Origin of the sequence: Bacteroides sp. AF25-38AC (assembly GCF_003602995.1) — a bacterium.
Classification (GTDB): Bacteria; Bacteroidota; Bacteroidia; order Bacteroidales; family Bacteroidaceae; genus Bacteroides; species Bacteroides uniformis.
Map to the genome: position 1 here is coordinate 21,721 of NZ_QTMD01000033.1, position 22,345 is coordinate 44,065.

Annotated in this window: 18 protein-coding genes and 1 pseudogene; 9 read left to right on the forward strand and 10 right to left on the reverse strand. The window is 47.5% G+C overall.

Annotation, left to right across the window (positions count from 1 at the left end; all coding sequences use genetic code 11):
• Positions 1–12 precede the first annotated feature (12 nt).
• From DWY55_RS18075 to DWY55_RS18120, 9 genes are all read right to left on the reverse strand, one after another.
• Positions 13–1,176 (reverse strand): DUF4249 domain-containing protein, encoded by a 1,164-nt coding sequence (locus tag DWY55_RS18075; RefSeq protein ID WP_005832823.1) that lies wholly within the window; start codon positions 1,174–1,176, stop codon positions 13–15.
• Positions 1,177–1,182: 6 nt separating this feature from the next.
• Positions 1,183–3,921, reverse strand: a complete 2,739-nt coding sequence (locus DWY55_RS18080; RefSeq protein WP_008665291.1) for a TonB-dependent receptor domain-containing protein — start codon at positions 3,919–3,921, stop codon at positions 1,183–1,185.
• Position 3,922: 1 nt separating this feature from the next.
• Positions 3,923–4,606, reverse strand: a complete 684-nt coding sequence (locus DWY55_RS18085; protein WP_005832827.1) for a hypothetical protein — start codon at positions 4,604–4,606, stop codon at positions 3,923–3,925.
• Positions 4,607–4,847: 241 nt separating this feature from the next.
• Positions 4,848–5,222 (reverse strand): YccF domain-containing protein, encoded by a 375-nt coding sequence (locus DWY55_RS18090; RefSeq protein ID WP_005832831.1) that lies wholly within the window; start codon positions 5,220–5,222, stop codon positions 4,848–4,850.
• Positions 5,223–5,259: 37 nt separating this feature from the next.
• A complete protein-coding gene (dinB, locus tag DWY55_RS18095) occupies positions 5,260–6,363 on the reverse strand; it encodes a DNA polymerase IV (RefSeq protein WP_005831892.1) in 1,104 nt (367 codons plus the stop codon).
• Between the two features lie 31 nt (positions 6,364–6,394).
• Positions 6,395–7,741, reverse strand: coding sequence for an MATE family efflux transporter (locus DWY55_RS18100; RefSeq protein WP_022401954.1), 1,347 nt, complete (start codon positions 7,739–7,741; stop codon positions 6,395–6,397).
• A 223-nt stretch (positions 7,742–7,964) separates the two neighbouring features.
• Complete coding sequence (locus DWY55_RS18110; RefSeq protein WP_120178235.1) at positions 7,965–9,053, reverse strand: 2-aminoethylphosphonate--pyruvate transaminase; 1,089 nt, start codon at positions 9,051–9,053, stop codon at positions 7,965–7,967.
• Between the two features lie 36 nt (positions 9,054–9,089).
• Positions 9,090–9,884 carry a phosphonoacetaldehyde hydrolase gene (phnX, locus tag DWY55_RS18115; RefSeq protein ID WP_117878409.1) on the reverse strand — a complete coding sequence of 265 codons (795 nt, stop codon included), beginning with the start codon at positions 9,882–9,884 and terminating at the stop codon, positions 9,090–9,092.
• A 17-nt stretch (positions 9,885–9,901) separates the two neighbouring features.
• Positions 9,902–11,359 carry a DUF5690 family protein gene (locus DWY55_RS18120; RefSeq protein WP_117878407.1) on the reverse strand — a complete coding sequence of 486 codons (1,458 nt, stop codon included), beginning with the start codon at positions 11,357–11,359 and terminating at the stop codon, positions 9,902–9,904.
• On the opposite strand from DWY55_RS18120, the pseudogene DWY55_RS18125 reads away from it, so the two are divergent.
• From DWY55_RS18125 to DWY55_RS18145, 5 genes and pseudogenes are all read left to right on the forward strand, one after another.
• A pseudogene (locus tag DWY55_RS18125) lies at positions 11,360–11,917 on the forward strand (hypothetical protein); the annotation flags it as partial.
• 97 nt (positions 11,918–12,014) lie between these two features.
• A complete protein-coding gene (locus DWY55_RS18130; protein WP_005831907.1) occupies positions 12,015–13,955 on the forward strand; it encodes a heavy metal translocating P-type ATPase in 1,941 nt (646 codons plus the stop codon).
• Between the two features lie 5 nt (positions 13,956–13,960).
• Positions 13,961–14,395, forward strand: coding sequence for a Fur family transcriptional regulator (locus DWY55_RS18135; RefSeq protein ID WP_005831909.1), 435 nt, complete (start codon positions 13,961–13,963; stop codon positions 14,393–14,395).
• Positions 14,396–14,466: 71 nt separating this feature from the next.
• On the forward strand, positions 14,467–16,107 hold the full coding sequence (locus DWY55_RS18140) for a sigma-70 family RNA polymerase sigma factor (protein ID WP_117878403.1): 1,641 nt from the start codon (positions 14,467–14,469) through the stop codon (positions 16,105–16,107).
• Positions 16,108–16,188: 81 nt separating this feature from the next.
• Positions 16,189–16,986 carry a class I SAM-dependent methyltransferase gene (locus DWY55_RS18145; RefSeq protein ID WP_117878401.1) on the forward strand — a complete coding sequence of 266 codons (798 nt, stop codon included), beginning with the start codon at positions 16,189–16,191 and terminating at the stop codon, positions 16,984–16,986.
• 199 nt (positions 16,987–17,185) lie between these two features.
• Here DWY55_RS18145 and DWY55_RS18150 read toward each other — a convergent pair whose 3' ends face one another.
• The gene (locus DWY55_RS18150) at positions 17,186–17,671 is read right to left on the reverse strand and encodes a helix-turn-helix domain-containing protein (protein ID WP_117878399.1); all 486 of its coding nucleotides are present in this window, start codon (positions 17,669–17,671) and stop codon (positions 17,186–17,188) included.
• Positions 17,672–18,049: 378 nt separating this feature from the next.
• Here DWY55_RS18150 and DWY55_RS18155 point away from each other — a divergent pair, with 378 nt between their 5' ends.
• The 4 genes from DWY55_RS18155 to DWY55_RS18170 all read left to right on the forward strand — a co-directional run bounded on the left by DWY55_RS18155 (position 18,050) and on the right by DWY55_RS18170 (position 21,976).
• Positions 18,050–19,342 (forward strand): site-specific integrase, encoded by a 1,293-nt coding sequence (locus DWY55_RS18155; protein WP_117710131.1) that lies wholly within the window; start codon positions 18,050–18,052, stop codon positions 19,340–19,342.
• A gap of 2 nt (positions 19,343–19,344) precedes the next feature.
• Entirely contained in the window at positions 19,345–20,364 is a 1,020-nt protein-coding gene (locus DWY55_RS18160; RefSeq protein ID WP_117710132.1) for a hypothetical protein, read from the forward strand.
• Between the two features lie 221 nt (positions 20,365–20,585).
• A complete protein-coding gene (locus DWY55_RS18165; protein ID WP_117710133.1) occupies positions 20,586–20,894 on the forward strand; it encodes a DUF3853 family protein in 309 nt (102 codons plus the stop codon).
• Positions 20,895–20,905: 11 nt separating this feature from the next.
• The gene (locus DWY55_RS18170) at positions 20,906–21,976 is read left to right on the forward strand and encodes an AAA family ATPase (protein ID WP_117710134.1); all 1,071 of its coding nucleotides are present in this window, start codon (positions 20,906–20,908) and stop codon (positions 21,974–21,976) included.
• Positions 21,977–22,345 lie beyond the last annotated feature (369 nt).

Consider the following 22,345-nt stretch of genomic DNA (forward strand, 5'->3'; position numbering starts at 1 on the left):
CGCTTTTTCTTATTAAAACAGATTGATTTCAACTGGCCAGAAGGAAGGCTTTTCCAAGCTGGCACCTAAATAGCGTACGTCTGTACAACCTCCAGAAACCCATGCATAACCTTTGAATCCCGTACGTGGGTCCGGGTCCGGATATGCAATGGTATACCCCATCAAGTATAAATCTAAAAATGTATACTCTTCTTTCAGCCCTTTCGCTCCCTGACAATACCCCTCAGGAAGCCTATATTGTATATCATCTGTAGAAATGAAAATGCGATATTCCGCCACATTCAAACTGACACCAACATATCCAATGGCCTGTTTATTTGAGCTTTCACATCTAATGTTCGACGGCAATTCCGAAGGCTGGGGAACAAACAACCCGCCCATCTCCTCATTAAGCTTTATTTTCTCCTGATAATATTCATATTCACCCTTCGAAATCTTACGTTGTTTCACTATAGTACTGTAATAGCAAGAAAAACGAATATCGTCTGCTTCAATGGAATAGAGACACTTATCCTTTACACGATTATCCTTGTTTATTTCCATATTACCTATTATTATCTCGGACGATTCACTATGACACCATCCGCGTGAGTATGGTCTAGCATCATAATCAACGATCTTATCTGTTTCGGGGTCATAAGCACACATAGGATTGTATACGGCCCTCACCTCCCAATCTTCTTCATAACTCCAAGAATAACATGCAGCATCTTTGCTTTGCATAGAGAAACGGATACTGACATCACCATACTCCCCTTGCTGTTCGTAGGTGACATCGTCTATGCTTTCCGTTCCTATCGGATATTGAGGTTCGGAAGTATAGATATCTCCCTCATAGACAATCTTCAAGCTATAGCGGACATCCCTATGCAATGTTCCGACAGCAACCCGGTACTTTCCATTACCCAACGCAACACCCCTAAAACTGGAGCCATCCTCACCGGTTACACAAACTTCAGCATCCACCTTATTGAAATCAGGAGGAACCCCTTCCACATCCAAGGAAAAGGAACGGCTCAAAGAAAACACGACAGCACTATCCGATATTATACTACCTTCAACTATGAGAAGGCCGATACTACTTTCCGGCAAGTGGGCATTGAACTTATCCACACAATTACTAAGGAACAACCATAACGGACATATACATATCACCCAATATACTTTATTCTTCATACCCTTTCAGAATTTAATATTATAAGTAACAAAAGGAATGGGAGCACCGAATATGGACATCTTGTATCCTTGAATCCTACCCTCCTCGGACACAAAATAGACAGAGTACACATTCTTCCTTCCGGTCAGGTTATAGATACCGAAAGAAAGGGAACTGTGGGTCAACAATGTCAGGTGGTGACTGGGTTCAATATTGAACGACAAATCCATACGGAAATAGTCGGGAACACGATAACTGTTACGGTCGGTATAGTAAACCTGCATTTTCTTCAAACCCTGGTCGTAGTATTGCCCGGCAGGAATTGTGGTGGGACGGCCCGTACTGTAATCCATATTGAAAGACATGCTGTAACGGCGGGTAAACTTGTAATTGCCTACAAGCTTGAAGTCATGCGGCTTGTCATACTCGGTCGGATACCATTCTCCACCATTGATGGGACGGGCTATGCGCGGATCATTCTGACGCAAGAAAGTGCGCGAATAAGTATAGCTCATCCACCCGTTCAGTTTTCCAGCCGGTTTTTTCACCTGGAATTCCACGCCGTAAGCATATCCCTCCGTATTGATGACATCCGTCTCCAGATGGTGGTTCATCAGGATTTGGGCGGAACTGCGATAATCCAGATAATCAATCAGCTTTTTGTAATATCCTTCTACAGATAATTCCAGAAGTTGCCCCGGCGTATTATAGTAGGCGCCTGCCGCCACCTGCCAGCCACGTTGAGGCTTGATATTGGGGTCGCTCAGCTTCCAGGTATCTGTAGGAGACATAACGGCAGTATTCGATACCTTATGGATATACTGCCTCATCGTATTGAAACCGGCCTTTACGGAAAAATCATCTGTAAAGGCATAACGTGCCGACACTCTGAATTCCGGTCCGTGATAGGTCTTGATGACCTTTCCATTCCCCGCCGTGATAGAATCCGCCACCGAAGACATGGAGGGCAGTATACCTTCCTGATATGTATAGTAAGTGCGCGGTCCCAAAGCATTGAGCATGGAATAGCGTATACCCGCATTGATGGAGAGCCTGGAAGTTATATCCCATTCATCCCCTATATAAACGGCACTTTCCAGTGCTTTATCCTTTTGCAGTTCATCATATCTTACCAGCGAATTAGGCCCCACCGGCTCGTAGGTCCCGGAATTCACATTATACAGCTGGCTCATCAAACCGAAGTTCACCGCATGGCTATTGCCGGCTTGATAAAGAAAGTCCGCTTTTCCAAACCATTGGTTAATGGCAAAAGACAGCCGTGCGGCAGACGCTTCCTCCACCGTTTCATCATTTCGGTAATCGTAGTGGTCATAACCGAAAGAGAAGTTTCCGGTCAGCTTTTCTGCAAAGACGGTCCTCCAGTTTGCCGAGAAATTCATATTGTTGTAGGCATACTTCTCATTGTCATTAAAGGCAAAACGGTCGTGACTATAATAGCCATAGACATTCAGCTTGTTGCGCTCGTTCACCGTATGCGAGAAGACAGTCCCCAAATCATAGAAACCGGCTTTCCCATCACGATACCCGCTTTTGTTGGGCAATGTCTTCATTATCCAGTCCGAATAGGTCGTACGTCCACTCAGCAGAAGGGAAGTCTTTTCCTTAATGATGGGAATCTCGAGATTCAACTTACTGGTCACAAGCCCGATACCTGCAGAACCGGTAAACTTTTCCTTGTTCGCCTCCTTGCTGGTGATGTTCAGTACGGAAGCGATACGCCCGCCATACTGGCTGGGGATACTGCTCTTATAAAGTTCCGCATCCTTTATCATGTCCGAATTAAAAGCCGTGAAAAAACCGAAAAGATGATTGGGGTTATAAATCGTTCCGTTATTGAAAAGAAGCAGGTTCTGGTCAGCGGCACTCCCACGCACATTGTAACCGCTTGATGCCTCCCCCACTGTCTTGATGCCGGGAAGTGTCTGTATCATCTTCAGCACATCCACCTCACCCATAGCCGTAGGAATGTTTTTCAGCAGGGCAGGCTGCAGCTTCTCCATTCCCAACTGCACACTTTTCACGTTCTGTATACGCCCCGAAACAATAAGCACCTCATCCAGCATATGGTCTTCCTCTTCCAACTCGATATGGACAATGCCTTCACCATAAAGCATAAATTGCCGATGGGTCACTTTGATATTCATCCCACTGATTTCAAGAATATTATAGCCTGCAGGCAGGTCAATGGTAAATTCCCCCTGACGGTTGGTCGTCGTAGCTACCCACGGCTCTCGATGAATGATGTTGATACCATCCAGATTCTGGCCGGTCTTAAAGTCAGAAACTCTTCCGGTCAAAGTTATCATATCTCCGGGGGCAGGCTTGTACTTGTTTCCTATCTCATAGACCTTGTTTTCTGAAGAAGACTTCACAATAGGAATGTATGAAGGCAATAGTTCCTCATCCGTCTCCAACTTTTCCCCCATCAATACCGGTGGCAGCGAGGTGGCCAGAAAAACCTCCGGCAAGACAAATATTCTGTCACCATAAACCGTCACCTTATAGATAGTAGCTGCCAAAGCCTCTCTCAAGTACTCGGCAGTGGGGTTCTTCACCTCTGCCCGCTTCACTTTAAAAGGAACCGTTATCGTTGTATAAATACGGCAAGACGTGCCCTTTTCTACTGCATCCATCAATTCGAATATGGAAATGCTGTCCATAGCCATCTGTTGCTGTGCAAACATGCCGAAAGGCGACAATAGGAGGAAAAAGGCTACTGTATATTTAAGATTATGTGCTTTCATATTATTTTCCATGAATTAAGGAATCAATATATTCCGTTAACCGAGTCATTGCCCGGACACCGCCATCTTCCTTGAAGTCCAGCCGCTCTTTCCGGCAATAAGCCTTCAACTGCTTCTTGTATGTAGGAAAAAGTTTCAAGAAACCCGAACGGGAAGTTATCACATAATCGGTTCCGCCACTGCGAAGACTGAAATAGCTCTTTTTCTTGAACCGGCTGTAATAAAGATCGTTTTTCTTCACCTGAGACTCCATTGTGGATACGATATACTGTGTCAGGCACATTTGCGGACTATCATATAGCAACGCAGCGAAACAGTCACCCTGCGGTACAAACTTCTGTCCTTCTATGACAAAATAATCCACTTTCCGCATATCTACCTGCAAGGTTATCCGTTTCTCCGGAGTAACCACAATCAGACTCTTTTTATAGGTATCATAACGGAGCTGCAAATCCGAGTAAAGCCATCTGCCATAACAGACAGCCCCCTCGCGAAATTCATCCGTATTCCAATAGGGATGGTTAAGATACTTCTGCTGGTTATAATTTTCCTCTGCCTTACCGGAGTAAAGAGCAGCATAATCTCCTGCCGCTTTTCTGAATTCATCAAAAACGGCTTGTTGTGCACAAACCAAAGATGGAAAACATAGGACGCATAGTAGCGTGTAAAGGTGTGTTTTTCGCATATATATGAAGTGTTATAGGTGAGGATAATCACAAATATAACATTTCACTTTTAAAAATAAAATTATTATTATATATAATTCAAATAAAAACAAAAAATAGAGCCATAATCGGATGCTAAACACAAAGCTAAACATTTAGCATGCAAGCAGAAGCACATTACAATAAGATTAAAGCACCATTCATCCTCCACCATCAATTATACTTACATATATTTATAAAAAAACGATACAGCACAATCGCTCAAGCCGCAACAATATCCTTCCCGAAAGGAGTCAATGCCAGCCCTGCCAGCTTAAAGTGTTGGATACCGAAAGGAATGCCTATAATGGTGATGCACAGCAATAACCCGAATCCCAAGTGCGAAAGGCAAATCCAAATGCCGCCCAAGAATATCCAAAGAATATTCATCAGCACATAGAGGCAACCGTTGGAACGTTCCCCGCTACGAACCTCTTTGCCGAAAGGCCACAAGGCAAGGCTTGCCATTTTCAAGGTCTGCATACCGAAAGGGATGCCAATAATGGTGAACATCATCAATAAACTTGCAATAAGATACTCCACAGCAGTGATGATACCTCCAAACATCAACCACAAAATATTCATAAAACAGCCCATAGCTTTCCTTTTTTTAATACTGAACACAAATATAGCATTATTTATTTGAATGGTCCGTCTCCCAGTCACTAAATTCAAAACTCAGTTGTTCCCAGACTCCCTTCTCCTCCTCTTCACGGGGATTGGAAACGGAAAGTCCAATCAAACGGATAGGATGATGTTCATAATCCACTTCCTGCAGCAACTGCTTTGCCAAAGGCAGAATCACGTCAAGGGCACCCAGCTCCTTTGTTTGGGTCATACTGCGGGTAATCTGGCTAAAATCATGAAACTTGATTTTCAGCGTCAGCGTATTCCCGCGGAAATTGGTGTGCTCCAGTCGCCCCACCAGCTCCACTGCCGCATGGTACAGCTCTATAATGACGGATGAACGCTTGCTGATGTCCTTCTCCAACGTATGTTCGCAACCCACAGACTTGCGGATGCGGACAGCCTCTACCGGACGGGTATCGATGCCACGGGCAAAATCATAATAGACTGTCCCCACTTTGCCAAATTCGCGGGTCAGCATCTCCAAAGACTGCATACGCAGCTGTTCCCCGTTGTGAATCCCCAAAGTGTGCATCTTCTTCGCCGTTACCGGTCCCACTCCCCAGAAACTTTCAATGGGCAGCCGGGCAACAAAGTCCAGTGCCTGGGCAGGATGTATGGTGCAAAGCCCGTCCGGCTTGCGGTAGTCCGAGGCTATCTTGGCAAGAAACTTATTATAGGATATGCCGGCAGAAGCCACCAGATTCAACCTCTCCCGCACCTTCCGCTTTATCTCCTTCGCGATGTCTACAGCCAATGGAATGCCCGGTTTATTCTCCGTCACATCCAGAAAAGCCTCGTCCAGCGAAATGGGCTCGATGACATCCGTATATTCATGAAAGATTTCGTGTATCTGGCGGGAAACGGATTTGTAGACTTCCATCCGTCCCGGGATAAAGATAAGTTGGGGGCACAGCCGCTTTGCCTTCAGTGACGACATGGCAGAACGCACCCCGAAACGCCGTGCCTCGTAACTGGCTGCCGCCACTACTCCCCGTTCCTCCGCATGACCCACGGCAATGGGCTTGCCCCGCAATGCAGGATTATCACGCTGTTCTACGGAGGCGTAGAATGCGTCCATATCGATGTGTATAATTTTTCGTCCGGTCATTCTTCTTTCAACTCCCCGATACAAAGATACACTAATTTTTCTTCATCCGAAGTATCCGCCGATAGACATAAATGAAGGCTGGTATTAAAAAGGCATCTGCAAAAATCCATGCAGTAGGGTCACCAAAACACACGGCCAGATAGCCGAAAGCCGGAACAGCCAGCAGGCTGACCAGTATCCGGGCAATCATTTCCGAGACACCGGAAAGCATGGCAAGATTGGTATATCCCACCCCCTGGATAGTGTATCGCAGGATGCAGAGCAGTCCCAGAACCGGGAAAAAGGAAACGGAAATGTGCAGGAACAACTCCGTATTCTTTAAAATCTCCAACTCAGAGGCATCTACAAAGAGCAGGACAAAAGTCCTGGCACCGAACATCAGTACACAGAAAGTGAACGCCCAATAAACAATCATCATCAGGGTGCTTGCCTTGACTCCCATCCAGATACGTTCCGGCTTGCCCGCACCGTAGTTTTGCCCGCTATAGGTGGCCATTGCCATGCCCAGACTCTCGAAAGGACACATGAAAAACATCTTGATACGCATGGCTGCCGTGAATGCAGCCACACAAGCCGTACCCAAAGCATTATTGGCGCTTTGCAGCATAATGCTGCCAATGGCAGTAATGGAAAATTGCAGTCCCATGGGTACGCCGATGTACATCTGTATGCGTGCCAAAGCACCGTCGAATTTCCGCTCGGCTGGCGTTGTCTTCAGAATGTCGAAACGACGCATCATATAGATGTAGCACAATATGGCCGAGACGCCTTGTGAAAATACGGTAGCGATGGCAGCTCCTGCCACTCCCCAACCCAGTACCAGAATGCAGAACAAATCGAGCAGGATATTCAGTACCGTAGAGAGAAGTAGAAACCAAAACGGCGTCTTGCTGTCACCCAATGCACGGATAATACTGGACAGCAGATTATAGAAGAAAGTAAAGGGAACCCCGATAAACGTGACAAGCAGGTAATAATAGGCTCCCGTGAATATGTTCTCCGGCGTACTCATCATGTGCAGAATATCTGCACAGTAAATGCTGGTAACCACGGCAATGACAACAGACATCACCGCAGCCAGCTGCAGGCTGACAGCCACATAACGGCGCATCGTGACATAATCCCGCGCACCGAACTTTTGCGCCACGGGAATGCCGAAACCTCCGCAACAGCCATTGCAGAATCCCAGAATAAGAAAAACGACCGAAGTGCTTGCCCCGACTGAAGCCAAGGCGTTGATACCCAGAAAGCGCCCCACGATGGCTGCATCCACCAATGAATAGGTCTGTTGCAGCAGATTGCCGAGCAGTAAAGGCAAAGTAAAGTTGAAAATCAACGGAAGAGCCCGTCCTTCCGTCATTTCTCTGGATGTTGCCATAAATCTAATACCTCCGAAATTGGGTGCAAAAATACGAAAAGATAGCGTTTACAGACTTGACGAAGGTCAAATTTAATAGGGAAGCTTAAGGAGAAGGAAGGCGAAGGACAAATCGTTCCATTATGGGGAAAATATTATTCCACCACTGGGAAAAAATCGTTCCACCATGGTGGAACGATTTTTCCTCCACGATGGAACGATTAAATCTATGCAGATTCGGAGCTTAGTATTTACACTCGCGAATTATCTCTATCAGCTGCCGGAAATCTTCGGGATGAACATCTCCGATATTGCCGATACGGAAAGTGTCGGCTTGCGAAATCTTTCCCGGATAGATGACAAATCCACGCTCTTTCAGTTGTGTGTAGAAAGTTTTGAAGTTGAAATCGGCATGAGGATAGAGGAAAGAAGTAATAACGGGCGATTGAATCTCGTCCGGCAGCAACGTTTGGAAACCGAGGGAACGCATGCCGTCCACCAGCACGCGGTGGTTCTCGCAATATCTGTTGTGACGGGCCTCCACACCGCCCTCCTCTGCCAGTTCGTCCATGGCTTGCTTGAAGGCGCGGACCACGTGTGTGGGAGAAGTAAAACGCCATTTGCCATGTCCTTTCTCCATGGCTTCCCATTGGTCGTAAATGTCGAGAGAGAGTGACTTGGAGACGCCCTTGCAGTGCAACAGCTCGGAACGGCGGGCGATGATGAAGCCAACCCCCGGAACACCCTGGATGCACTTGTTGGCACTGCTGATGAGGAAGTCTATGCCCAGTTCGTGTACATCGAGGGGAACACCGCCGAAGCTGCTCATGGCGTCTACAATCAGTTTCTTGCCGTGCATCTTGACGAGGTGGGCTATCTCCTTGAGGGGATTGAGCACGCCGGTAGTGGTTTCGCAATGCACCACGGCAACGTGGGTGATTTCGGCATTGTGCGAAAGATAGTCGTCGACGTAGCTGACGGAGACTTGCTCTGTTTCGTCAAAAGCAAGCATGTCGTACGAGATGCCGTGATACTCGGCGATGTTGCCCATGCGGTCGCCGTAGGCGCCGTTGCTCAGTATGAGGAGTTTGTCGCCAGGCTTGATGACGCTACCGATGACGGCTTCCACACAATACGTGCCGCTGCCTTGCAGGAGGATGGAAGTATAGTCGCCGGTATGCTGGGTGGCGAGGGAGACGAGGGACTTGCGGATTTCTTCCACAATGTGGAGGTTGTAGTCTTCGTCCCAGGTACACCAGTCGGTCAGCATGGCTTCCTTGACGGTTTGTGAGGTAGTAAGGGGGCCGGAGGTAAGGAGAATGTAGGGTTTCATATGCATTGAGTTTTTAAGTTTATACGTTTATAAGGGTTACAAAATCTCAAGTTTACGGTTTATCTCGGCGATGACTGCGGGGAGCTCGGCAATGGTATCGACCACATAGTGGGCACCGGCGGCAAGCATGCGGCGGCGGACATCGGCCTTACGGGCTTCGAGCTCATCGGCAGGCAAGGAGGAGACTTCCTCTTGTGTCAGTCCCAGTTCGTTACTGCCGAGGACTACGCCGACGGTCCATGCTTTGGCATTGATACCCTCCTTGATGTCGGCGATGGTGTCGCCATACTTCAACACACAATCTACGGAGGGGATGGCGAAGTCTGCCATATTCTTATATATCATGTAGGGAGCAGGACGGCCTGCAGGCAACCCGTCGGGAGTGACGCAATTATCTACCGCATAGCCTTTGGCTGTGGCGGCAGGCAGCACAACATCCATCATAGAGCGGGTATAGCCGGTGGTGGAGCCAATGCGGATACCTTGCGCACGCAGTGCGGAAATCGTTTCCACCACACCGGGAATAGGGTCGGTATAATCTTCGAGCGAGGCAAACAACACCCGTTGGAATTCGGCATAACGTGCCTGCACGTCTTCCTCACCAGCGGGACGGCCGAATTTCCGTTCAAATTCCGCACGGACACGCTCTATATCGAACAGCGCACGGATTTCTTCTACTTTGGTCAGCCCCATGTGCGCACGTGTTTCGGCAGCAGTGACGGGAACGCCGATGGCCCGAAAGCTCTCGACAAAGGCGGCGACGGGAGCAAAGCAACCGTAATCGACGGCAGTTCCTGCCCAGTCCATAATGATACATTCAATTCTTTTCATACGATATATTATTATTATTATTCAGTCTCAAGAAGCAAGGAATTGCCCGGCCGGGACCAACGGCGCAAACGGAAAAGGGAAGAGCCCAACGGTCCCGAAGCATTCTCCTTGCGATAGCGCTGCACCAGGTAGACAGCCGAGCATAGGAAAGCCACGCTGCACACAATGCCGACATAGCCCGACATCAGGTTATAGAAATCCAGCCAGTTGATGTCCGGATTGAAGAATTCCTTGAATACCAATACCACCACCGTACCGGTATACCCGATAAAATCGAGTGTGACAATAAAGAACCCCACATTCCCCTTGATGCGGAAGCAGGCGATGAAACGCTCGAAGAACAACGTCTGGAAGCTGAGGTAAACAGTATAGAGCGACAAACTCTGGAGGAACAGCCACGTCATGGGTGGCAGTTGCAACCCATCGTAATTGAAGGCCACGAATCCCAAGGTCGCTGTGCCGCACGTCACAAGCACCAGCAGCAGGCACAGCACCTTTATATTACTCCTCACCGCGGACATCAGCCCGAAAAGCAACAAGATAATCAGTGTCACCACCGCATCTACCTTGGCAAATGCCCACGACGACAGCTCCGCCGCCTCCACATCCAGAATCTTCACCAGGAAGTCCTCCTTGATGTCCTGCAAGACGGTGATGAACAAGTTTGCCGCAAACAGCATCAGCAATACCGGCATGAAGCTCTTGAAGAGGTCCGCACGCGCCCTGCCGTCCAGCGTCACCCGTTCCGAGCGTAGTGCCCGGTCTGCCGCGGTAGGTTGCGGCATTCTCGTCATCAGCCAGCCCAGCAACGACAGCAGCGGGAAGGCAAAGGCACCGATAAAGGCAGGCATCCAGAACTCACTGATGTGGAGATGCTCCATCACAAACAGCCCGACGGACTTTGCCGTGCCCGAACTGATGGCAATGCTCAGCCCCATTAGGCTCGCCAGCAGGTCCGTCACCCGCCGCCCCTCGAGGAAACTGAAAATCACTCCCCACATGCATCCCAACGAAAGCCCGTTGAAGAACAGCGCAAAGACATTCAGCGGTCGGGGCAACGCTCCGAACAGCACCAGCGAAAGCTCGGCCACCGCCACCGAGAGGATGATGAACTTCAGACGGTTCTCCTTCTTCAGTTCCGAAATTACCTTGATGCCAATCAGCTTGGAAATAAAATAGCCGGAAATCTGCACGGTGCTGGTTGCCGTCTTGTAATCCATCCCGAAGAAGTCGAGCCCGTCGAAGCCCGCAGCCGTAAACGGCTTGCGCAGCGCATAGACCAGTGAATAGGAGAGCAAAGCCGCTCCACCCGCCCAAAGGATGAATAAGGCATCAGCCAGTCTCTTGCTCTGTATTATCTGTTTTTTCTCACCGTTGAACATAGTGTGTCGTTTAAGTTGGTTCTTGATTTCGGCGGCAAAGATAGAGGCGGGTGCTGACAGCAAAAATGAATTTCCATTATTAATAAACTTCATGAGATGCTCCACTCGGCGCAGGAAGTGTACAATTACAGCGGCATCTACATCAGTTACAGCCTCTCTTCCTCCTCCAATGCCTTAAAGGTAGAGCCTTACCTGATAACCCCTGCCGACAGCAACGACCACGTCAAAGTGGTGCACATGAGCGCCTACAACACCACCCACTTCGGCACTGCTGTCTTCAACAACCACCAGAATGCCTATATCTTCTTCAACGAACGCGAGGCGCCCCAACTGGCCTTGTTCACCATCTACCTGCAACTGCCCATGTACGACTTTCCCCACCTGCTCAAAGGGCTCTACCTCTGTCTGGACTACAACCGCAACCCCATAGCCCGCCGCATCCTCTTCATCAAACACTCGGACAGCACCTCCATGGACGACTTCCTGGAACTGAAAGGCCAGCTCATCCCCCAAGACCAGCTGACCGACGAGCAACGCCCCTACTACAACTACACCTGCCAGCCGGGCGACTTCATCAAAACCTGCTCCGTCCCCTCTCCCCTGCTGAACGAGAAAGACCTGGAACGGGAGAAGCGGATGCTGGAAATCTAAGACAGCCCGGACAGTCCGGGAATTTTCACTTTGCAACCAAGTTGCATCTCCTTTCCGCTACCTTTGCTGCAGAAAATAGAAAATAGGAGGAAACAATATGAGTTGCAAATGCTGCTGCACACACGGACATACAGCGATACAAGAAAAAAGAAACAGTCTGCTGAAAGATTATTGGAGAATCATCCTCTCCGCCCTATTGCTCTTCGGAGGGCTCATCCTGAATGCTACTGACACCACCTTCTTCAAGGGAGAGTATGTACCTTTTATATGGTACTTGCTTGCCTATCTCCCCGTAGGCCTCCCGGTGATGAGGGAAGCCTGGGAAAGCATCCTGCAAAAGGACGTGTTCAGCGAATTCACCCTTATGTCCATCGCCACCCTCGGCGCCTTCTATATAGGCGAATATCCCGAAGGCGTTGCCGTCATGCTCTTCTACTCCTTGGGAGAGCTCTTTCAGGACAAAGCCGTAGACAAAGCCAAGCGTAACATCAGCGCCCTGCTCGACGTACGTCCCGAAACGGCAACGGTCATCAGAAACGGCAGTACACTTGTCGAAGCTCCCCAACGTGTGCAGGTAGGCGAAACCATCGAAGTAAAAGCCGGAGAGCGCGTCCCCCTGGACGGAACGATGCTGGACGAAGTTGCCGCCTTCAACACCTCCGCACTGACGGGAGAAAGTGTTCCCCGCAACATCCGCCAGGGCGGGGAAGTGCTTGCCGGAATGATTGCGACCGACAAAGTCGTACGCATCCAAGTCACCAAACCCTTCGAGAAAAGTGCTCTTTCCCGTATATTGGAACTGGTGCAGAATGCCTCCGAGCGCAAAGCGCCGGCAGAACTTTTCATCCGTAAGTTTGCCCGTATCTATACGCCCACCGTCACCGGACTGGCGGCATTGATTGTACTGCTCCCCTTCCTCTATTCGCTGGCAGATGCACAATTCTCGTTCATCTTCAATGACTGGCTATACAGGGCATTGGTCTTTCTGGTTATCTCCTGCCCGTGCGCCCTCGTCGTAAGCATTCCGTTAGGCTACTTCGGAGGCATCGGCGCCGCCTCCCGCCTGGGTGTCCTCTTCAAAGGTAGCAACTACCTCGATGCCATCACCCAAGTCGACACGGTGGTATTCGACAAGACGGGTACGCTGACCAAAGGCACCTTCGATGTACAATCCTGCCAGGCACAACCGGGAGTTACGGAAGAGAAGTTGATACAGCTTGCCGCCTCGGCAGAGCGAAACAGTACGCACCCCATAGCCAAAGCCATCGTAAGCTATGCCAAACAAAGAGATATAGAGCTGATTGCCACAACGGACGTTACGGAGATTGCCGGCCACGGACTGCAAGCCACTATGGATGGAACGCGTGTCCTGGTGGGCAACACCCGCCTGCTGACTAAGTTCGGGATAGAATATCCCGATGAATTGTCATCAATTGTCGATACGATTGTGGCCTGCGCCATCGGAACAAAATATGCCGGTTATCTGTTGCTATCAGACACATTAAAGGAAGATGCCGTCAACGCCGTCAAAGAATTAAAAGCTTTAAATATCAATAATATTCAGATATTATCGGGAGACAAACAAGCCATTGTTACTAACTTTGCAGAAAAGCTAGGCATCACCCAGGCATACGGAGACCTGCTGCCGGACGGAAAGGTGAAGCACATCGAGGCACTCCGCAGCAACCCTGCCAACCGAATAGCCTTTGTGGGCGACGGCATCAATGATGCCCCGGTTCTTGCCCTTAGCCATGTGGGCATCGCCATGGGCGGACTTGGCAGCGATGCCGCCATCGAAACCGCCGATGTAGTGATACAGACAGACCAGCCTTCGAGAGTGGCCACCGCCATTCATGCGGGCAGGCAAACCCGCCGGATTGTCTGGCAGAACATCTCGCTGGCTTTCGGAGTGAAGCTGCTTGTCCTCATCCTCGGTGCCGGTGGAATCGCCACACTTTGGGAAGCTGTCTTTGCCGACGTAGGCGTCGCCCTCATTGCGATAGTGAACGCCATACGCATACAGAAACTTATTAAATAGAAAAAATGGAAGAAAAGAAATATTTGGACCTATTGGCCAAAAGGGACATACAGCCCACTGCCATCCGCATCCTGGTATTGCGCACCATGATGCAGGCAGGCCGTTCCGTCTCATTGCTCGACCTTGAAACCATGCTGGATACGGTGGACAAATCCACCATCTTCCGTACCCTTACCCTATTCCTCTCCCATCATCTGATACACAGTATAGATGACGGGACGGGTTCCTTCAAGTATGCCGTGTGCAGCGACAGTTGCTCTTGCGACGTAAGCGACCTGCACACCCATTTCCATTGCGAGAAATGCAACAAAACCTTCTGCTTCACCAACATTCCCACTCCGGTGGTGAAGCTGCCTCAAGGATTTACACTGAACAGCATCAACTATGTACTGAAAGGCATTTGTCCGGACTGTGCAGCAGAAGTCAACCGGGAGGCTTAGTTAAAAAATAAAAATCCATGCAGTCATTCATGTTCTTCTCTATCCTTAAGAAATAACATTGAGACAAACACATGGATACAAAAGCTCTTGTCACTTTATGCCAGAAGGGAAACGGGCAGGCCTTGAGCCTGCTCTACGAAAACTATTCAGAGAAAATGCTGAAAGTATGCCTACGCTATATTCCCGACCCAACGATAGCCCAAGATCTTCTTCACGACGGTTTTGTCATCATATTCACTTCCATTCATTCGCTGCGCAACCCGGAGAAACTGGAATACTGGATGAAAAAGATTATGAGAAACCTGGCACTGCAATACCTCAACCATGCCAATGCCAACCCCACCATCCCATTGACAGATATTCCGGAAGAGGAAGAGCCTGCTGAAAATCCTTTTTGTCCGGATTTCATTTCGTACGATAAGATGCTGGATATAGTGGAGAGCCTTCCGGAGGGCTACTGCAAGGTATTTAAACTGGCAGTACTGGAAGGATTGTCCCACAAAGAAATCGGAGATTTACTGGGTATAGCGCCACACTCCTCTTCCTCCCAATTGTTCCGGGCGAAAATTTTACTTAAAAAGATGCTGGCAGGATACCGTGTATTCATTGTTTTGACAGTATTGCTTCTCTTTCCAACGCTGTATGACTATCTGTACAGAGAGAAAAAGAGTATCAGGGAAAACCGTTTGTCCAAAGTTTCTTCCAGGCAAGCCGGGAGTACGCAACAAACAAAGAAAACCGATACTCCCCGAACCGGCGAACAATGCCATACTAAAGAAAATCTGAACAAAAGGGAACGAATCATCCCTCCCGTTCCAGTTTCCACAGAATGGCCCCTTGCCATACCCACAATGAAAGATAGTATCCACAAATATCCCATACCTTCTCCATTCACCGGACAGACCATCACCAACCGGCAGATGGCTTTCGCCTCCTCCCCTTCCCTGATGCCGCCAACCCGCAAGAAGAAATCCGGAAAATGGAAGTTGATGCTGGCTGGTTCACTCGGACCGCAACTGGCACAGAACTTATATAAGCTGATTGCCACTCCACATACCGACGGCATTTCAAGTGACTTCCCTCAACAAGTCAGCACGTGGGAAGAGTATTATTCTTATCTGCACACCCGCTATCAGCAGGGTACTCTGGGAAAAGATTCCATCGGACTCATGCAGATTGCCCAGAATAACAGCGGCAGGATTGTTGAGAACCAGCAACATCATGCCCCCATCGTCGTGGGACTCTCTCTCAGCAAGAAATTGAATGAGCGTTGGAGTCTGGAAACCGGATTGCAATATACGCTTCTCAGGTCGGAGTTCACTACCGGCGAAGCATTCCGCATTCAAGACAACCAGAAGTTGCATTATATCGGCATTCCTCTCCGGCTTTCCTACCGTTTCTGGCATTACAAACGTTTCTCCAGTTATGCCACGGCAGGCATGCAGGTGGATATCCCCATAAAAGGGACACTCCAAAGCTTCCATGTCACGGACAGTATTCCACACAAGCTCGACAGCCAGCCGGTAAGTGCTCCCTGGCAGTGGTCGGTCAACACAAGTATAGGCATACAATATCGCCTCACACCCCAGGCAGGCATCTATCTGGAGCCGACTGTAAACTATTATATCCCCGACGGCAGCCAACTGCGCACCATCCGAAAGGAACACCCGTTCACATTCACCCTCCCGGTAGGCCTCCGCATTTCCTGGTAAAAAAACGATGCGCCACGCAGTCTTTTACCCGACTGATTATCTATTTATATGGATAATTAAACTCAAGAAGGAACAAAGAACATGCAGAAACGACATACCGACCGGGAAAGCTACTTTGATGAACAGTCACAGACCAGCAAGAACTATTATATCCCCTACATAAAGGAAGTCATCGGACACATCCCCGATAAAGTGCTGGAAGTGGGCTGTGGAGAGGGAGGCAATCTGCTTCCCTTTGCCAAAGCCGGTTGCCGGGTGATGGGCGTAGACATTGATGCCATGCGAATAGAGCAAGCCAGGGCCTTCTTCGCCCAAAGGCATCAGCAGGGACAGTTCATTGCCACCGACATTTTCCAGCTTGAGGACAAGGCTACGAATTTTCCCCTGATTCTTCTACACGATGTGATAGAGCATATCAGAGACAAAGAACGGTTCCTCTCCGGCCTACAAAAACATTTGTCTGCCGACGGAGCTGTATTTGTAGGGTTTCCCGCCTGGCAAATGCCATTCGGAGGCCACCAGCAGATAGCACACAGCCACATTGTTTCACATTTCCCTTTTCTCCACCTCCTTCCCCGCACTTTATACAGATGGATATTAAGACTATGCGGTGAGCAGGAACGCGTAATCACGGAGCTACTGGATATAAAGAGCACCGGATGCACCATCGAACTGTTCAATCGCATCGCCCGGCAAGCCAACTATCAAATCATTGACCGGAGACTGTACCTTATAAACCCACATTATAAAATCAAATTCGGCTTGTCCCCACGAAGGCTCAACGGAGTTATTGCTGCTATCCCGTACATAAGAAACTTCTTTTGTACAAGTTGCTTTTACATATTAAAGAAAGGGACTAAAACTGTTAATCACTACTGATTTCCCAGCTTTAGAATTGATTCCGAACCATCAATTTAAGATTATATATTCAGAAGAAACCATTAAATTTCTGAATAGCCCTGATGAAAGAGGGTGTGTAGAAACCCTCATAAACTAAAAAATCCCCCTCGCTGCAGATGGTTGTAGCGAGGGGGATTTCAATAAAAGGGGAACTTGCACTTCCTCCCTTTTAATGTTTTTACATCGTTACTTGGTTCATTACAGCCTCGTCAGGTGTCGTTCCTATTTCATCGGCAAATAATATGTGGGTGATAGACCCTCTCGGGGTCGGAGTTTCGATTTTAATTCTTTGACCTTGGTACATCTCCGGAATATCAACCAGCTTACATCTATGGGCTTCGTTATTGCCAAAACTGACATAATAGTCTTTCCCTATTACCAGCTTTACAGGTTTACGTTGAGAGAAATGAGTCGGACAAACAGAGCTATCCACTTTTATATCTATCACAAAACCAAGAGCGGATGTTACCTTAGATAGTATATCAATGCTCACATTATAAGCCCCTTTCTCTATCTTGGCTATATTAACACGATTAACACCACAAAGATTAGCCAATTTCTCTTGGGTCATATTTCTCTTCTTGCGAAGAATGGCTAACCGACTACCAATCCGTTCACGTTCTTTCAAAATCTTCTCTGTACATTTTCCTTCGTGAATTTTCATAAATCTGTTGCAGAATTTAAAGTGTTGCCCCCACTTCTAATAGTTATTGATTTTTGAACAGACAAAAGTAGATATTAATTTTGAATTGTAGCACATTTACTACAACTGTTTTCTAAATGAATATAAAAGGTAGGGGGAGTAGAAGAAAAGAAAAAGCCCCTGAATTACTGGAATTCAAGGACTTACAAACTTCTTTTTACTATTTCCGTGGAGCTGGAGGGTGTCTCTCGAACCTTTTTATAAAATCTCACAGAACATCAAATATCATATAATCAGTTATTTATCTCTTTCTTTCATTAATCTAAATATCTCTTAATATCATTGTATATCTCATTTTTCGGGTGTATTTTTGGGTGTCATTTTCAAACACACCCAATTATGAATATTAAAAGAAATATCATTTTTGCACCGGAAAGCCGCAAAAAAGACGGTATTCCAGTTACAAAGAATGTGCCAATCCGTATGCGTGTTATCTTTGCCAGTCAGCGTATCGAATTTACAACGGGATATAGAATTGATGTAGAAAAATGGGACACAGACAAGCAACGGGTTAGAAACGGTTGTACCAACAAACTAAAGCAAAGTGCATCCGAAATCAACGCAGAACTATTGCGGCAATACACCGAAATACAGAATGTGTTCAAAGAATTCGAGGTGCAAGATGTAATACCCACCCCTGCACAAATTAAAGAAGCGTTCAACCTAAAAACAAAAGAGGAAAAAAAAGAAAGCCATGAAGAAAAGCAGAAGGTTGAATTGGATTTCATGAAAGTTTTCAATGAATTTGTTGCAGAATGTAGCAAACAAAATGACTGGTCTTCCTCAACCCTCAAAAAGTTTGCAACAGTCAAAAAACACATTTACACATTTGACCCTAATACTACGTTTGACAGTTGGACGGAAAAACATTTCAATGACTATATAGAATTTTTACGTACAGAAAAAAACATGCGCAACACTTCCATTGCCAAACAAATCAAGTTCGTAAAATGGTTCTTACGTTGGGGTAATCGAAAAGGGTATCACCAAAACATGGCTTATGATAAATTCACGCCTAAAATGAAAAGTGCACCAAAAAAAGTGATATTCCTCACCCAAAATGAAATAAATAAACTAAGAACCTGCCCAATACCACCAACAAAGAAATACCTTGAAAGAGTAAGGGATGTATTGCTATTTTGCTGTTTCACAGGATTACGTCACTCCGATGTGTATAATTTGAAACATAGTGACGTTAAAAACGGTCACATCGAGGTTATTACCATAAAGACAGCAGACAGTCTTATTATTGAATTAAATGATCACAGCAAGGCAATACTCGAAAAGTACAAAGATGTGCCGTTCCCTAATGACAAGGCATTGCCAGTTGTAAGCAACCAAAGAATGAACGAATTTTTAAAAGAACTGGGACAACTGGCAGAAATAGATGAACCAATACGAGAAACATATTATAGAGGAAATGAACGAATAGACGAAGTTACACCTAAATACGCATTGTTAAGTACCCACACTGGAAGACGAACATTTATTTGTAATGCTTTGGCGCTTGGGATTCCAGTACAAGTAGTAATGAAATGGACGGGACACAGCGATTACAAAGCGATGAAGCCCTATATTGATATAGCGGATGAGATTAAAATCAATGCCATGACTAAATTTAATCTGATATAACTATGGACGAAAGAATAACATCAATGATACCCCGCTACGGGAAACTCAACAAGATATACACCGAAATAATGTCCGGAGGCAGTTTCTCTTTTGAGAAGCAACAGTTCATTTCCGGTTTTTACAGAGAGTACGGGGACACGCAGACCTTTGAAACCGCACTTATCAGCCTCATACTTGAAATGGACGCTACACACTATTCCGTACTCCTGAACAGCCTGAAACGTGAGATTGAGAACAATATATCGACCTACAATACCTGCAAGGAGTTTTTCGACCGTCTCGATACCGGATATGTCTGCCGACAGCATGAAAGCCGTTTTGACTGGGGCATTGACAGACAGATGAAAGTCACAAATGAATATTACCGGGAACTCATGGAAGCCAACGGCTCTTTGGAGGCGGTAGGTTTCAGGGAGCACGACCGTCAGGAAGAGGAGCTTTTGGAAAGAAGGTACGAACGGTGCAAACGGGAATACGACAAGGAGAAAGCCAGGCTGGACGAACTGTACAAGCAAAAGGAGCAGGCAAAGCGTGAAGCCCTGCAATGCCTGAAAAACCATTGCGGGGATATTTGCAGGCTGAGCGGCTCACTATTGGCTATCCTTGAAAAATACCTGACAGACCAAAAGAAAAAGGAGGGAGAAGAAAAGGAAGCTGTCACCGCACAGACAACCCCGCCCACCTACTTCCCCATGAAACTCTTGTCAGCCGTTTACGAAAAATGCAACGGTGAGCAGTTCGAAGCCGTTTCCGAATTGGACTTCTACGCCAACATGAACCTGCAACCATACGAAAGCAGACTGAAAATAAGACCGAGGGAGAAGGCACGTGTATGCTATCTCATTTTCCTTATGGGTGAAACGCTACCCAAGCCGGACAGAGAAAAATGGAAAGAGGACATCATGAACCTGCTGGGAATAGACGATACATACTACAAGTCAAAATACAAAGAGCCCGTTTCCGATTTTCCCAGTGACAGCAATCAGGAATTTGCTAAGGAAATGCGGTCAATATTCCGATAGCCGATGATATGTCCCGACATTCCACGACACAACCACTTTTACCACTCAAAATAATTTCTACCACTTTTTATTACTTACTGATATTTAACAAGATAGCGTGATACCCCAATCACGCTATCCACATCCTTACCACTCGTACCCGGGACTAACTTTGCACTGTTCGAACGAGGTAAAAAGCCCACGCGCAGGGCTTACAGTGTAAACTTAATCATATCAAGAAAATGGAAGTGAAAGAACTTTTATCAAAACCCGTATGGCAGATGACGGGCGAGGAATTCATATTCCTGAACCGCCATGCCTTGCAGGAAAAAGAAATGGGAGCAGCGCAGCCCGTAGCCAACAAGGACAAGAAATACGTGTACGGGATAGGCGGCATAGCCCGGCTGTTCGGGTGCAGCATACCCACCGCAAACCGTATCAAGAAAAGCGGAAAGATAGACAGAGCCGTCACGCAGATAGGACGCAAAATCATCGTCGATGCGGACATGGCACTGGAACTGGCAGGACACAAAAACGGGGGACGCAGATAAGGAGGCAGGCTATGGAGTACAGAGAAAGAAAAGAGGTCACGCCCGAAGAGGCGGTGATACTATGGCAAGCCTCACGGCTCGACCTTTCGGATGACTACGAGAAGGCACCCGAAATCCTGAAAGTGCGGGGCTCCGTCATAGGCACGCTGGGCAATTTCAGTGCGTCAATCGGAAAAGCCAAAAGCAAGAAAACATTCAATGTTTCCGCAATCGTGGCGGCTGCGCTGAAAAACGGAACGGTACTAAGCTACACGGCTGAACTGCCCGAAAACAAGCGGAAAATACTCTATGTGGACACCGAGCAAAGCACCTACCACTGCGCAAAGGTGGCAAAACGGATATTGCGCATGGCGGGACTACCCACAGACAGAAACCATGAAGACCTTGAATTTCTCGTCCTAAGGAAATACACGCCCGAAGAGCGTATAGCAATCGTAAGGGAGGCAATCTACCGAACCGAGAATGTAGGGCTGGTAATCATTGACGGAATACGGGACATGGTGTATGACATCAACAGTTCCGGCGAGTCCACAAGAATTATCTCCCTACTGATGACATGGACGGGGGAAAGGAATATCCACATCCATACTATCCTGCACCAGAACAAGGGGGACGAGAACGCAAGGGGGCACATCGGAACCGAACTCAGCAACAAGGCGGAAACCGTACTGCAAGTGGAGAAGGACAGCAAGAACCCCGACATAAGTACGGTCAAAACCGCACATATCAGGGCGGTGGATTTCGAGCCGTTCGCATTCCGTATCAATGAGGAGGCACTGCCCGAACTGCTGGACGGCTATCAGTTCAAGGAGAAGGAGCCGGGCAAAGGGAGGAGGAAATTCGACCCGTACAAGGATGTCACCGAGCAGCAGCACCGCATCGCACTGGAAGCGGCATTCACCCTGAAAGACGAATACGGCTACAAGGAACTCGAAAGGGTATTGAGGGAAACCTACGCCTCTGTCGGTGTCATGCTTGGCGGAAACAGGGTGACAGACCTCATTACCGTATTGAAGAACAAACGGATGATCGTGCAGGAGAACGGCAGGAAATACACCTTCAAACCCGATTTCCACTATTAGCGGTATTGCATGGAAACCACTTTACTTTAGTCACGTACTATATATATACGGAAATAAAGTAAAGTGGATATAGCCCGTAATATATAGAAAAGGTACGGGCAAAAACAAAAAAGACATTTGCACCACTTGACAAGAAAAACAGCATGACAGCCCGGAAACCGCTTTACTTTAGTCAGGGTGCATATATATAGCGAAGTAAAATAAAGCGGATGCAGCTCACAACATGCAAAAAGTACGGGCGAAAAGAAAAAACAATGTCCACTTAAACAGAAACCCACATGAATACGAATGAAGCGAAGCAGATACGCATAGAGGAATATCTGCACAGTCTTGGCTACAACCCAGTAAGACGGCAGGGAGACAGCCTAT

Bases quoted from the DNA above. Each gene is read 5' to 3' on its own strand.
- DWY55_RS18170 (WP_117710134.1), top strand. From the start codon at position 20,906: ATGGAGTACAGAGAAAGAAAAGAGGTCACGCCCGAAGAGGCGGTGATA.
- DWY55_RS18130 (WP_005831907.1), top strand. From the start codon at position 12,015: ATGAGTTGCAAATGCTGCTGCACACACGGACATACAGCGATACAAGAA.
- DWY55_RS18135 (WP_005831909.1), top strand. From the start codon at position 13,961: ATGGAAGAAAAGAAATATTTGGACCTATTGGCCAAAAGGGACATACAG.
- DWY55_RS18165 (WP_117710133.1), top strand. From the start codon at position 20,586: ATGGAAGTGAAAGAACTTTTATCAAAACCCGTATGGCAGATGACGGGC.
- DWY55_RS18080 (WP_008665291.1), bottom strand. From the start codon at position 3,921: ATGAAAGCACATAATCTTAAATATACAGTAGCCTTTTTCCTCCTATTG.
- DWY55_RS18155 (WP_117710131.1), top strand. From the start codon at position 18,050: ATGAATATTAAAAGAAATATCATTTTTGCACCGGAAAGCCGCAAAAAA.
- DWY55_RS18160 (WP_117710132.1), top strand. From the start codon at position 19,345: ATGGACGAAAGAATAACATCAATGATACCCCGCTACGGGAAACTCAAC.
- DWY55_RS18110 (WP_120178235.1), bottom strand. From the start codon at position 9,053: ATGAAACCCTACATTCTCCTTACCTCCGGCCCCCTTACTACCTCACAA.
- DWY55_RS18150 (WP_117878399.1), bottom strand. From the start codon at position 17,671: ATGAAAATTCACGAAGGAAAATGTACAGAGAAGATTTTGAAAGAACGT.
- DWY55_RS18140 (WP_117878403.1), top strand. From the start codon at position 14,467: ATGGATACAAAAGCTCTTGTCACTTTATGCCAGAAGGGAAACGGGCAG.
- DWY55_RS18100 (WP_022401954.1), bottom strand. From the start codon at position 7,741: ATGGCAACATCCAGAGAAATGACGGAAGGACGGGCTCTTCCGTTGATT.
- DWY55_RS18145 (WP_117878401.1), top strand. From the start codon at position 16,189: ATGCAGAAACGACATACCGACCGGGAAAGCTACTTTGATGAACAGTCA.
- DWY55_RS18090 (WP_005832831.1), bottom strand. From the start codon at position 5,222: ATGGGCTGTTTTATGAATATTTTGTGGTTGATGTTTGGAGGTATCATC.
- phnX (WP_117878409.1), bottom strand. From the start codon at position 9,884: ATGAAAAGAATTGAATGTATCATTATGGACTGGGCAGGAACTGCCGTC.
- dinB (WP_005831892.1), bottom strand. From the start codon at position 6,363: ATGACCGGACGAAAAATTATACACATCGATATGGACGCATTCTACGCC.
- DWY55_RS18085 (WP_005832827.1), bottom strand. From the start codon at position 4,606: ATGCGAAAAACACACCTTTACACGCTACTATGCGTCCTATGTTTTCCA.
- DWY55_RS18120 (WP_117878407.1), bottom strand. From the start codon at position 11,359: ATGAAGTTTATTAATAATGGAAATTCATTTTTGCTGTCAGCACCCGCC.
- DWY55_RS18075 (WP_005832823.1), bottom strand. From the start codon at position 1,176: ATGAAGAATAAAGTATATTGGGTGATATGTATATGTCCGTTATGGTTG.